The organism is Rahnella inusitata, assembly GCF_003263515.1.
Lineage (GTDB): Bacteria > Pseudomonadota > Gammaproteobacteria > Enterobacterales > Enterobacteriaceae > Rahnella > Rahnella inusitata.
Window position 1 is genome coordinate 1 of the sequence record NZ_JYDE01000029.1, and the last position, 12,502, is coordinate 12,502.

Consider the following 12,502-nt stretch of genomic DNA (forward strand, 5'->3'; position numbering starts at 1 on the left):
GAGGCTTTCTCGCCGTCCATCAGTGCCGGTTGCAACAGCGCCATCGAGATGCGGGTGATATTGACGTTACCGCTGAGATTGCGTTTGCCCTGCGGATCGGCAATCTGAATGTTGCCATCCAGCTGGCCGTTGTTGGCGATGCGGATCAGCCAGTCGAGCGTCGCGCGTCCATTGTTTAGCCCGGCATTCAAATTCAGCGTATCAAATGCAATGGGCAGCGGACTCCCCTGCACCAGTTGCTGCACCTTCACGCCTTTACCGACAAGCGAAACGCTGGCCTGCGGCAATCCGCCGTCGGCTTTCCAGCTCACGTCAGCCTTGCCGCTGAAGACACCGCTGAGCCGCGTATCATCGGTCAGGAAGGGTTTGACCATCGCCAGATCAAAGCGGTTGAGCACCACGCTCGCCTGCCCGCTGGCACCGGCATCAATGGTTTTCGGGACGCACAGACTGGCGTTCGGATTTTGCCAGCAGTGCGGGCCGACGGTGATGCGTTGCTCTTTGTTGAAATAATCCAGCGCGATAGACCGGTTAAGACGCCATTCGCCGACCGGCGTATCGAACAATGTATTGGTGATGTTACCTTTCCATTCTTCTGTCGCGCGGTCAAAACTGCCGCTCAGCGCCAAACGCCCGGAGACCGGTTTGCCATCGACCTTGAGCGTCAGCTGATGCTGCTTCTCGTTGCCTTTGGCGTCCAGATTGATATCAGTGATATTCAGCGCATCCTGTTTAAGCTGCTGAATGCGTACCGCAAGATTGCCCTGAATCTGGTCGGTGGAACTGACGTCACCTTTTACATCCACACGACGGATGGTCAGCGCCTGCCATTTCAGACCGGTCGCCGTCAGGTCAGCCAGCAACTTCGGCGCCTTAAGGTCCCCGCGCAGTTGCAGCATCCCTTTCGCCACGCCGCCCAGCCCCGGCAGTGCGCCGTCGAGGTGCGGCGCATCGACTTTGGCGTCCAGATCCCAGGTATCGCTGAGTTTGCCTTTCACATCCAGATTATTGCGGCCCAGTTCAAGATGCAGCTGCGGAATATCCCACTGCCCGTAACTGTTCCCGCGCAAATTGCCCTGCGCTTTGACGGCGTTTTGTTTGACGTTGCCGTTCAGCTCCAGTACCGGCACCTGTACCTGCCAGGTGCCGCCGTAGAGGCTGCCGCGTGTGGCGATTTTCCCCTGTAATTTCGCAGGCCAGTCCGGCCATTGTTTGGCGGTGTTAATACCGGTCAGCTTCAGTTCGCTGTTCCAGCTAATGGCTTTACTCCAGTCCACCACGCCGGTCAGGTCAGTATTCCCCTCCAGCGCCGCCAGACGCAGCAGCGTCAGCCTGAACTGCTCAACGTTACCCTTACCGTCCAGCGTCAACGTGGCAGGCGGTATCTGGTCGCCTTTAAAATCGGAGCGCAGGGACAGCGCATAATCCGTCGCTTTACCGCTGAAGTTCAGCTTGAAGTTTTTGACCTGATACTGCGGCGTACCGGCCAGCGGCCACTGTAAGGCGTCGCTGCTGAGTTTGAGTTCGACGGGTAAACCGGCCTCCGCCAGCTGAGTTTGCAGCGTAAGCTGCGCACGCACCGGGCCGGAAAGATTCAGGCCGACGTCCAGTTTGTCGCGCAGACCGCCCGCGACCTTGAGTTTGATCTTTTCACCTTTGACCGGATCGACGTTCACGGCGGTATTGATGGTCATGTCCACCGGCCAGTTTTGATTCAGCGTCGCCTGCCCGATCCCGTCCAGCGAGCCCTGCGGCGAACGGATCATCAACTTATCGAGCTTAACAAGCTGATCCTGGGTACTGGCTTTCAGTTCGAAACGGGTGATCAGCACGTCGGTATCGCCGGTCAGGCGTAAGTTTTCAGCAGTGATTTGCTGAATATCCAGATCGACCGGCAACCGGAAATCAGGTAACTCAGGCAACAGCGGTTTGGCGAACAACTCCTGCAACGTCTCACCCAGTGGCTTCTCTGGCACTACGGCAACAGGTTCGGCCGGTTTGCCGGTGGCTTTCTCCACCGCTTTATCCTGCGCGGCCTGCACCACATCCGGTAACGGGTTGACCGGTGTTTTCGGCAGTGCGATCAGTAATCCGCCGATTTGGGTTGGCATCAGCTGAATTGCGCGCCCTTCCCAATGCGCGCCGGTGCGAAACGACGCCAGAGAAATCGCGCGGTCATCCAGCGTGACGTTGATATTCTCGAGCGTCAGCACGCGCAGCGTAATCGGATACGGCGTGCTGAGGTTGGTCAGCGGCTCGCTGTTTTCGGGTTCCGGTTGCGGCTGTGCGGGCGTCATCTCTTTGGTGTTCACCACCACATTGACGTCTTTAACCCGCAACGCATTGACGCACAGCGCACTGTTTTTCAGGCAGGAGAAATCGACAGAGAGATGAAACTCTCCGGCTTTCACATCCACACCCGGCATTTCGTAGTGCACGCCTTTGAGCGTCAGATCACGCCATCCGCCTTCGGTACTGGCGATATTCAGCCCCGGTACAAAACGGTTAGCGCCGTTGATCATCAGATGCAGGCCGGTTTGCGTACCGACCAGGAAGGCCACCAGGCCGATTAGCAGCACCAGGAAGATCAGGAATCCCAGGCAGATTTTCTTAAATAAACTCATAATTCCGGACCTAAACCGATGTAAAACTGCAATCCATGCTCATCTTTGTCGCCGACAGGTGCGGCGACATCCAGTTTCACCGGGCCGATCGGTGAAGCCCAGCGCACACCCACACCGGCGCCGGTTTTGAAATCGTTTTGCGTGATGTCATTCACCGCTTCGCCGGAATCGACGAACACCGCGCCCCACCATTTTCCGGTCACGTTGTACTGATATTCCAGTGAGCCGGTACCCAGATAGGACGCACCGGTGAGTTTGCCTTCATCGTCGCGCGGAGAAATGGATTTGTATTTGTACCCGCGAATACTGCGGTCGCCACCGGCGAAGAAGCGCAAGGACGGCGGCACACGTTCGAAATCATTAGTTTCGATCCAGCCCAGATTGCCGCGCAGGACGAACCGGTGTTTGTCTTCCAGCGTGCGGATCCAGACGTTCTGCGCCTGAACGACGGCGAAATCGACGTCAGATCCCCAGGTCGTATCGGAGACATCCAGAGAATACCGTTGGGAATCCCCCCAGGTCGGCATCAGGCCGCCACGCTGACGCGTACGGTTGAGGCTGACGCCCGGATAAAGCAGCATCGTGGTGTTGGTGACACTGCCCTGTGTAAAGTGGTCAAGGCTCCAGCGCAGATTCACCGCGTGCTGCCAGCCACTGGAGAGATCCCAGTAGCGCGCCAGATTGACGGTGGTGGAATCTGAATTGGTATCGTTGAGGTCTTCGCGCTTGAAACCGCCCTGCACTAAATAATATTGCTCGAGCGGGGATTTCAGCAGCGGAATTTTATAACTCAGATCTAAAGACTGTTCCGGACCGGAAAGCGTGGTCGAGGTTTCAAAGCTGTGGCCGCGATCGTTGACCCACGGCTTTTTCCAGTTGGCCGTGACGCGCGGGCCAATGTCTGTGGAATACCCGACACCGGTTTCGATAGTATTTTCGGTACGCGGTGACACCAGCGCATTCAGCGGCAAGGTTTTACTGGCTTTGGCATCGGTAAAATCAGGTGAAACCACGACGGAGTTGAACCAGCCGGTGGCAGACAGGCGGCGGTTCAGCTCAGCCAGCTGCGCGGAGGTGTAGTAATCACCCTTGTGGAACGGCACCAGATTTTGCAGGTAATCATCGCGGATCTGCGAACCCTGATAATGCACGTCGCCGAAGCGATAACGCTCGCCGCTGTCAAACTGGATATCCCAGAACGCTTTATGTTCATCTTCGATGACGCCCAGCTGGCTTTTCAGCATGTTGGCGTCAAAGTATCCTTTGCGCAGTGCCACACCGGTAAGGGAACTTTTAAAGTGTTCGTAGGTGCCGTGGTTGAGAATGGTGCCCACGGCAGGAACCTGCGTTTCTTTCAGTTTTTCGAATTCGTTATCTTTATCTGCCTGCCCGGTGATAACCACTGTCGTCCCGGCAATTTTGACCGGTGTACCCGGCGTCACTTTTGCAATCAGTACCGGACGTCCCGGCGGGGGTGTCTCACGGTAATCGAAATCGATCGTCGGCGAATAATAGCCCAGCGGCCGCAGACCTTGCTCAATGGCGGCGCTGACGCGCGCACGAAACCGACCCGTCGCCCCGACTTCATCGCTTTCGATAGAAGACAAACGCACGCGAACGTTTTTTTCCAAATCGCCATCCAGGCCTTCCAGCTGCAAACGTACTTTCGCTGCCATGGAAAGTGAGGGGGCGAGCAGTACACATAACAAACCCAGTTCACGATATCGTGGCACACGCACTCCTGCTAATTTTGCTGTCCTGTTAAAATTTCAGATGCCCGCCGGAGAAAATCTGCCCATCTTTGGCAGATTCAGCTTTTAATGTCTGATGAAGGCAGTTTAGTGCCAATCCAGTGAAAATGTTCAACGACGGCGCAACGTTCCCCGTATTGTGTGCAAAGACGCAATCAGATACAACTAAGAGTGACCCGTTGGTCATTAATCTCTGTTACTAATTTTGTTCACTAATGCAACAAATGGAGTCTCCCGTGGTGCAACTTTCCGACAAAACGCATGTAGTAAATCAAGAAGATGCGTTACCTGGCCGTACAACACCGATGCCAGTGGCAACGACTCACGCCGTGAATGGTCATTCGATGACGTATGTTCCTGACAATATGGAAGTCGCGGTTTTTGCGATGGGATGCTTCTGGGGCGTAGAGCGCCTGTTCTGGCAACTGGAAGGTGTTCACAGTACGGCAGCCGGTTACAGCGGCGGTTTCACCCCGAACCCGACTTACCGTGAAGTCTGCACCGGCCAGACCGGCCATGCGGAAGTGGTGCGCGTGGTCTTTGATCCTTCGGTTATCAGCTATGCCAGGCTGTTGCAGATTTTCTGGGAGAATCATGACCCGGCACAAGGCATGCGTCAGGGCGGCGATATCGGCACACAGTATCGTTCGGCGTTATATGTGCTGAGCGCAGAGCAACAGGATCAGGCGCTGGCCAGTCTGGCGAGTTTCCAGCAGGCGATGGACGACGCGAACGACAAACGCACCATCACCACTGAAATCAGCGAAGCCCTGCCGTTCTATTATGCAGAAGACGATCATCAGCAATATCTGTTTAAAAATCCGGAAGGTTACTGCGGTTTAGGCGGAATTGGCGTCTGTTTGCCACCGCAATAATGCGGGATTTTTAAGCGCTGGCGGCGGTCTCAGTGCTGCTGCTATACTATGCGGGTCACAAATGTGGCCCATTAAAACTATTTCTGGCAATTATCTTTGTTTTTTTCATCCTTAATGCTTCTTTCTTCTGAACCGACTTTTAATCAGAGATTAAAATGACGTTGAGCTGAGTCATCAATAAGCAGCAAAAATAATGAGTGCCTTTCCCTGCCGGTTCACACCGGTGTTAAACGGATAGATTATGTTAAACAGTATTTTACTGATTCTTTTACTTATCGCGATCAGTGCCTTTTTCTCGCTTTCAGAGATATCGCTGGCCGCTTCCCGTAAGATAAAACTTAAACAGTTGGCAGACGAAGGAAACGTCAATGCCTCCCGCGTAATGAAACTACAGGAAACCCCTGGCCTGTTCTTCACCGTGGTACAGATTGGCCTGAATGCCGTCGCCATCCTCGGTGGTATTGTCGGCGATGCCGCATTCTCCCCAGCGTTCCAGTCCTTCTTTATTCGTTTCATGTCGCCAGAAATGGCGGATCAAATCAGCTTTATCTGCTCCTTCGTGCTGGTCACCAGTCTGTTTATTCTGTTCGCTGACCTCACTCCGAAGCGCATCGGTATGATTTCACCTGAATCGGTTGCGGTCCGTATAGTCAACCCGATGCGTTTCTGCCTGTTGGTGTGCCGCCCGATGGTATGGTTCTTCAACGGAATGGCGAACATGATTTTTCGCCTGTTCAAATTGCCGATGGTGCGTAACGACGACATCACCTCTGACGACATTTATGCCGTCGTGGAAGCTGGCGCGTTGGCCGGGGTGTTGCGTAAGCAGGAACATGAGCTGATTGAAAACGTGTTCGAGCTGGAATCACGCACCGTGCCGTCATCGATGACTTCGCGTGAGAGCGTCATTTTCTTCGATCTGCGCGAAAGCGAAGAGAGCATTAAAGAGAAAATTTCGACGCATCCGCACTCAAAATTCCTGGTCTGTGACGGTCATATTGATCAGGTCGTGGGCTACGTGGATTCGAAAGACTTACTGAACCGCGTGCTGGGCAATCAGAGTTTAATGCTGAGCAGCGGCGTACAGATCCGCAACGCCCTGATCGTGCCGGATACCCTGACGCTGTCCGAAGCGCTGGAAAGCTTTAAAGCCGCCGGAGAAGACTTCGCGGTGATCCTCAACGAATACGCGCTGGTGGTCGGCATTATCACGCTCAACGACGTGATGACGACGCTGATGGGCGATTTAGTGGGTCAGGGCATGGAAGAGCAGATTGTGGCGCGTGACGAGCATTCCTGGCTGATTGAAGGCGGTACGCCGATCGAAGATGTGATGCGCGTGCTGCATATCGAAGCGTTCCCGCAGGCGGGTAACTATGAAACCATCGGCGGTTTCATGATGTTCATGCTGCGTAAAATCCCTAAGCGTACGGATTTTGTGAAATTCTCCGGCTATAAATTTGAAGTGGTCGATATCGACAGCTACAAGATTGATCAGCTGCTGGTGACCCGCATTGTCGATCAGCCCGTTGCGCCTCTGCTGCCGAAGACGCCGCAGGAAATCAAAGACGAGAAGAAAGCGCAGGCGCAGTCATAACGGTGTAACCGTGCACTTTCCGAATGCCAGAAACACGAACGGCCCCTTTCAGAGGGGCGTTTTTTTGCGCCTGCTGCGCCAGGTGGGCATCAGCGACTACGCGCGGGGCGTTTAACCCATTTCTGTCTGCAAATGCGTAACCTGACGGTTAACTTCAGACATCACGCTAAAGTGGCGCTTATCACGAACCTTTGGCAGCAGAATTTTGCCTTGGTCAAACTCAAAAGCGCCGACGTCTTTGATATACAAACGTCCACGGAACAATGTCTTGACGTACTTCGCGACTTTCATCGGATTGTAACGCTGGAAGATTCTCATTTTTCTACTTTTCTCCGTTAAATCACTGCATGCGCCGGCCACGTCGCAAGGCGACAGATACCGGAACAGAAAAAGGAACAATTGCAGTGATGAGACATATAACATAGCAGGGCACTCAGGTATTGCCAGTGTATTTAACTGCTTTTACATTGCTTTTCAGTATTGTCTTAATCCCTGACACTGGATGGCAGTATAACCCTGCTTTATGTGTCAATTTTGTAACCAGCAACACAAATTTAACAACTCAACAGGACAGACCACTTAAGCGATCCTATGCTTGGCGAGTCTGCCCTTTTGTGCCCCGGAGAATGTATGCTTCTAAGAAGTCTGTGTGTGATCAGTTTTATGACATTTTCGCTTTTTGCATCGGCCCATAACTTCACCCTCGGCCAGCGCGTGGCACCCGTCGGCGTCGATGACAAAGGCGAACTGAACGACGTCAACGACACGTTCAGCTACACCAAATGGAACAGCGCCAGACTGCCGGGAAAAGTGCGTATCGTGCAGCATATGGCGGGAAGAAACAGTGCTAAAGCACTGAATGAACCCCTGATTGAAGCCATCAAGGCGGCGAATTTACCGCATGATCGTTACCAGACGACGACCATCGTCAACATTGACGATGCCATTATCGGCACCAGTCTGTTCGTGCGTAAAAGCATTGAAAGCGGCAAGCGGGAATTCCCGTGGTCGCAGATCATTGTCGACAGCAATGGTGTGGTGAAAAAGGCGTGGCAGCTGCAGCCGGAAAGCTCGGCGGTGGCGGTGCTGGATAAAAACGGCGTAATTAAATTCGCCAAAGACGGGCAGCTTTCACCGCAGGAAGTGCAGCAGGTGATTACGCTGGTGGATCATCTGGTCAAAGAATAGTGGCATAAAAAATCCCGGCTTTAACGCCGGGATTTGCATTTTTCAGGCAGGGTTTAGAACAACGAAACCCGAAAACCCGGATTGAGGAAGGATTCACGCGGCGTATACAGCAAGGTCTGCCCGGTCCAGTCATTCACCTTGGCACCCGCAGCAATCGCTACCGCATGCCCGGCACCGGTATCCCAAATATTGGTCGGCCCGAAGCGCGGATAAAGCTGTGCAGAACCTTCTGCCACCAGACAGAATTTCAGCGAAGAACCTACGGCAATCGTCTGATGTTCACCGAGTTGCGCCAGATAATCTTTCAGTTCCTGATCGTTGTCATAATGCGAACGGCTCACCACCACCAACGGCGGATGCGCTTCACTGACGTTAATCTGACGGCGCTCACCCTGATCTTCTTTCCAGGCTTTGCCTTCCGCCGCGCTGTACATCACTTTGGTCACCGGCACATACACCACGCCCAGCACCGGCACGCCATCTTCGATAAGCGCAATATTCACAGTGAATTCGCCATTACGCTTGAGGAACTCTTTGGTGCCATCCAGCGGATCGACCAGCCAGTACCGCGTCCAGCCCTGACGCTCGCTCCAGCTTTGCGGATCTTCCTCCGACAACATCGGCGTCTGTGGATCCAGTTTTTGCAGACCGGCTTTGATCACGTCATGCGCGGCAATATCTGCTGCGGTCACCGGTGAATCATCTTTTTTCTGACGGGCGTCGAGCGGCTGTTCGCCGTCATACACCGCCATAATGGCATCGCCTGCATCGCGCGCCAGCTGACAAATTTGCTCTAACATTTTCACCCTCGATGCATTCACTCTCATTGTTCAAGCCTAGTTTTTTTTGTCCGTAATAGCCATCCCGGAATGTTATCAGCCTGTCACTTACGCCGCGTCACGCCGTCATAAAAGGTGTTACATCTCACATTTATTTATGACAACTGATTACATTCTCAGCGAATTTTGAGATACATATCCGGTTTTTCTATTCCGGGCATCACCCTTTCTCTGGAGGCAAGGCAATGAATAAGCGTCATCTGACGTTATCCCTGTTGGCAACGCTGGTCGCATTACCGGCGTACGCGTCACAGGTGGATCTGCGCATCATGGAAACCACGGATCTGCACAGCAACATGATGGACTTCGACTATTACAAAGATAAACCGACCGAGAAATTTGGACTGGTGCGCACCGCCAGCCTGATCCAAGCGGCGCGTAACGAAGTAACTAACTCCGTCCTCGTCGACAATGGCGATATCATTCAGGGCAGTCCGCTGGGCGATTACATGGCGGCGAAAGGACTGAAAAAGGGCGATGTGCATCCGGTGTATCTGGCGATGAATACGCTCGATTATGCCGTCGGCAACCTGGGCAATCACGAATTCAACTACGGGCTGGATTATCTGAAGAAAGCGCTGGCGGGGGCGAAATTCCCCTATGTGAATGCCAACGTCATCGACGATAAAACCGGTAAACCGTTGTTCACGCCGTTCCTCATCACCGATAACGCTGTAAAAGACCGCGAGGGTAAAACCCATAATCTGCGCATCGGCTATATCGGCTTTGTACCGCCGCAAATCATGGTCTGGGACAAGGCCAACCTGCAAGGCAAAGTGACCGTTGCGGACATCACCGAGACCGCCAAAAAGTGGATCCCGGAAATGCGCAAACAGGGTGCTGACATCATTATCGCCATTCCGCACTCCGGCCTGTCCGGTGATCCCTATAAAACTATGGCGGAAAACTCAGTCTATTATCTGAGCGAAGTGAAAGGCATCGACGCCATCATGTTCGGCCATGCCCACGCGGTCTTCCCGAGCGAAGAATTTGCCAGCATCAAAGGCGCGGACATCAAACAGGGCACCCTGAATGGCATTCCAGCCGTGATGCCGGGCATGTGGGGCGATCATCTGGGCGTGGTCGATATGGTGCTGAATAACGACAACGGCAGCTGGAAAGTTGAAACGGCCAAAGCCGAAGCACGGCCTATTTACGACAAAGAGCAGAAGAAATCGCTGGCACCGGAAGACCAGGATCTGGTGAAAGTGCTCGCGCCGTCCCATGACGCAACGCGCGAATTCGTCAGTAAACCGATCGGGAAATCGACCGATAACATGTACAGCTATCTGGCGCTGGTGCAGGACGATCCTACGGTGCAGATCGTTAACAATGCGCAGAAAGCCTACACCGAACACTTCATTCAGGGCGATCCGGATCTCGCGGGCCTGCCGGTGCTGTCGGCCGCGGCACCGTTTAAAGTCGGCGGACGTAAAAACGATCCGGCCAGTTTTGTTGAAGTGGAAAAAGGCGATCTGACGTTCCGTAACGCGGCGGATTTGTATCTTTATCCGAACACGCTGGTGGTCATGAAAGTCAGTGGCCAGGAAGTGAAAGACTGGCTGGAATGCTCAGCCGGTCAGTTCAATCAAATAGATGTAAACAGCACCAAACCGCAGTCGCTGATCAACTGGGATGGTTTCCGCACCTATAACTTCGACGTGATCGACGGCGTGAACTATCAGATTGATGTCAGCCAGCCGGCGAAGTACGACGGTGAATGTACGCTCATCAACAAAGATGCCGAACGTATTAAAAACCTGACCTACAACGGTAAGCCGATTGATCTGAAAGCCACCTTCCTGGTCGCGACCAATAACTACCGTGCGTACGGTGGGAAATTCGCTGGCACTGGCGACAAGCATATCGCCTTTGCGTCGCCGGATGAAAACCGTTCCGTGGTCGCGGCATATATCAGCGCTGAAACTAAAAAGCACGGCGCAGTGACGCCAACTGCCGATAACAACTGGAAACTTGCGCCTGTTAAGGCTTCGCAACCGCTGGATATTCGCTTCGAAACTTCACCGGGTGACAAAGCGGCGGCCTTTATTAAATCTCACGCTCAGTATCCGCTAACGGCTAAAGGAACGGATGCCATCGGCTTTGAAATTTATCAGGTCGATTTGCAGAAATAAGCCCCTTCTCCAACGCCCCGTCCGGGGCGTTTTTTTCTCCTGTACTTCCTTTGAGCTATAGCTTCGCTTTAAACATGTATTTATAATGCATGTTATAAGATTTCATCATTTAACGAGGCTTCATCATGGACTATCGCGACCAACCCCTTGGTGCTCTGGCAGTTGCCATTCCCCGCGCCACCCGTTTATTTCGTCAATACGATCTGGATTTCTGCTGCGGGGGCAAACAAACTTTGCTGCGCGCCGTGACCAAAAAGGATCTGGATATCGATCTTATCGAGCAACAACTGGCTGAAATTGCTCAGCAGCCGGATACCTCGGCAGACTGGAAAGCAGCGCCGCTGGCGCAAATCATCGATTTCATCATCCCGCGCTATCACGACAGGCACCGTCAGGATCTACCTGAACTGGTACTGATGGCAGAAAAAGTCGAACGCGTTCACGGCGATAAAGCGCCCTGCCCGCACGGTCTTGCGGTCCAGTTGCAAATGATCCTCGACGAACTGACCAGCCATATGATGAAGGAGGAGCAGATTTTGTTCCCGATGATCCGCGACGGAATGGGACGTCAGGCGGCCGGTCCGATATCTGTCATGGAACGTGAGCATGATGATGCGGGTGAGATCCTCGAAGAGATCAAACGTCTGACCGATAACGTGACCCCGCCGGAAGGTGCCTGTGTGACGTGGCGTGCGCTGTATGCCGGGATCAATGAATTCATCACCGACCTGATGGAACACATCCATCTTGAAAATAACCTGTTGTTCCCGCGGGCATTGCGCGGCGAATAAACCGGCGTTGCCATAAACTCCGGACGTAAAAAAGGGCGCATTTGCGCCCTTTTCATTTCTGTGTTCCGTCGGGAATTACAGAATTTCCAGCAGCTCAACTTCAAAGATCAGTGCGCTGTAAGGAGGGATGGACGCACCCGCGCCACGCTCGCCGTAAGCGAGGTTATGAGGGATGTACAGCTCCCACTTGGAGCCGACCGGCATCAGGGTCAGGGCTTCGATCCAGCCTGCGATCACGCCGTTAACCGGGAATTCAGCCGGTTCGCCGCGCTGCACCGAGCTGTCGAACACGGTACCGTCGATCAGTTTACCGGTGTAATGAACGCGTACGCGATCCTGACGGCCTGGGATGGTACCTTCGCCCTGAGTAATCACAGAGAATTGCAGGCCGGACTCGGTGCTGCTCACGCCTTCGCGCTGTGCGTTCTGAGCCAGGAATTCCTGACCCTGAACGGCCAGTGCTTCCTGACGTTCACGACGGACAGAGTCAGCACGTTCGTGGACTTCGCGCAGTGCACGGTGAACCACGTCTACAGGAACGGCTGGCGTGTTCCCTTCCAGCGCGTCACGTAAGCCTGCCAGCAGTGCATCAGGCTCTAAGCCCTGCAAACCTGATTCCTGCAACTGTTGACCGACCTGCAGGCCGATACCGTAACTTGCCTGCGCTTCTACGCTGTCAAATGAAGGGGTAGTCATGAATTT

10 protein-coding genes are annotated in these 12,502 nt (G+C 53.7%); 5 read left to right on the forward strand and 5 right to left on the reverse strand.

Annotated elements, in window-relative coordinates; translation table 11 throughout:
* Both tamB and tamA read right to left on the reverse strand, forming a co-directional pair.
* Nucleotides 1-2,624 (reverse strand): autotransporter assembly complex protein TamB (tamB, locus tag TU92_RS16665; RefSeq protein ID WP_112168314.1); only part of this gene is annotated, 2,624 nt, incomplete at its 3' end.
* Nucleotides 2,621-4,300: an autotransporter assembly complex protein TamA gene (gene tamA / locus TU92_RS16670; RefSeq protein ID WP_274611822.1), complete on the reverse strand. Its 1,680-nt coding sequence runs from the start codon at nucleotides 4,298-4,300 to the stop codon at nucleotides 2,621-2,623. The genes tamB and tamA, both read right to left, overlap by 4 nt.
* Before the next feature lie 314 nt (nucleotides 4,301-4,614).
* Here tamA and msrA point away from each other — a divergent pair, with 314 nt between their 5' ends.
* Both msrA and paeA read left to right on the forward strand, forming a co-directional pair.
* Nucleotides 4,615-5,250: a peptide-methionine (S)-S-oxide reductase MsrA gene (gene msrA / locus TU92_RS16675; protein ID WP_112168341.1), complete on the forward strand. Its 636-nt coding sequence runs from the start codon at nucleotides 4,615-4,617 to the stop codon at nucleotides 5,248-5,250.
* Nucleotides 5,251-5,491: 241 nt separating this feature from the next.
* Nucleotides 5,492-6,847, forward strand: a complete 1,356-nt coding sequence (paeA, locus tag TU92_RS16680) for a polyamine export protein PaeA (RefSeq protein WP_112168316.1) — start codon at nucleotides 5,492-5,494, stop codon at nucleotides 6,845-6,847.
* Nucleotides 6,848-6,958: 111 nt separating this feature from the next.
* Here paeA and TU92_RS16685 read toward each other — a convergent pair whose 3' ends face one another.
* Complete coding sequence (locus TU92_RS16685; RefSeq protein WP_056782464.1) at nucleotides 6,959-7,165, reverse strand: DUF1107 domain-containing protein; 207 nt, start codon at nucleotides 7,163-7,165, stop codon at nucleotides 6,959-6,961.
* A 312-nt stretch (nucleotides 7,166-7,477) separates the two neighbouring features.
* Here TU92_RS16685 and TU92_RS16690 point away from each other — a divergent pair, with 312 nt between their 5' ends.
* Nucleotides 7,478-8,035 (forward strand): YtfJ family protein, encoded by a 558-nt coding sequence (locus TU92_RS16690; RefSeq protein WP_112168317.1) that lies wholly within the window; start codon nucleotides 7,478-7,480, stop codon nucleotides 8,033-8,035.
* A gap of 53 nt (nucleotides 8,036-8,088) precedes the next feature.
* Here the strand turns inward: TU92_RS16690 and cysQ are convergent, their stop codons facing one another.
* Nucleotides 8,089-8,835 (reverse strand): 3'(2'),5'-bisphosphate nucleotidase CysQ, encoded by a 747-nt coding sequence (gene cysQ, locus TU92_RS16695; protein ID WP_112168318.1) that lies wholly within the window; start codon nucleotides 8,833-8,835, stop codon nucleotides 8,089-8,091.
* A gap of 224 nt (nucleotides 8,836-9,059) precedes the next feature.
* On the opposite strand from cysQ, the gene TU92_RS16700 reads away from it, so the two are divergent.
* Complete coding sequence (locus TU92_RS16700) at nucleotides 9,060-11,009, forward strand: bifunctional 2',3'-cyclic-nucleotide 2'-phosphodiesterase/3'-nucleotidase (RefSeq protein WP_112168319.1); 1,950 nt, start codon at nucleotides 9,060-9,062, stop codon at nucleotides 11,007-11,009.
* Between the two features lie 125 nt (nucleotides 11,010-11,134).
* A complete protein-coding gene (ytfE, locus tag TU92_RS16705) occupies nucleotides 11,135-11,800 on the forward strand; it encodes an iron-sulfur cluster repair protein YtfE (RefSeq protein WP_112168320.1) in 666 nt (221 codons plus the stop codon).
* Between the two features lie 75 nt (nucleotides 11,801-11,875).
* Here the strand turns inward: ytfE and bamJ are convergent, their stop codons facing one another.
* Entirely contained in the window at nucleotides 11,876-12,496 is a 621-nt protein-coding gene (bamJ, locus tag TU92_RS16710; protein ID WP_112168321.1) for a BamJ family beta-barrel-assembly machinery protein, read from the reverse strand.
* Nucleotides 12,497-12,502: the final 6 nt, after the last annotated feature.

Excerpts from the sequence above, each read along its gene's own strand:
- tamA (WP_274611822.1), bottom strand. The coding sequence starts at position 4,300 with ATGGCAGCGAAAGTACGTTTGCAGCTGGAAGGCCTGGATGGCGATTTG.
- paeA (WP_112168316.1), top strand. The coding sequence starts at position 5,492 with ATGTTAAACAGTATTTTACTGATTCTTTTACTTATCGCGATCAGTGCC.
- TU92_RS16685 (WP_056782464.1), bottom strand. The coding sequence starts at position 7,165 with ATGAGAATCTTCCAGCGTTACAATCCGATGAAAGTCGCGAAGTACGTC.
- TU92_RS16690 (WP_112168317.1), top strand. The coding sequence starts at position 7,478 with ATGCTTCTAAGAAGTCTGTGTGTGATCAGTTTTATGACATTTTCGCTT.
- cysQ (WP_112168318.1), bottom strand. The coding sequence starts at position 8,835 with ATGTTAGAGCAAATTTGTCAGCTGGCGCGCGATGCAGGCGATGCCATT.
- TU92_RS16700 (WP_112168319.1), top strand. The coding sequence starts at position 9,060 with ATGAATAAGCGTCATCTGACGTTATCCCTGTTGGCAACGCTGGTCGCA.
- ytfE (WP_112168320.1), top strand. The coding sequence starts at position 11,135 with ATGGACTATCGCGACCAACCCCTTGGTGCTCTGGCAGTTGCCATTCCC.
- bamJ (WP_112168321.1), bottom strand. The coding sequence starts at position 12,496 with ATGACTACCCCTTCATTTGACAGCGTAGAAGCGCAGGCAAGTTACGGT.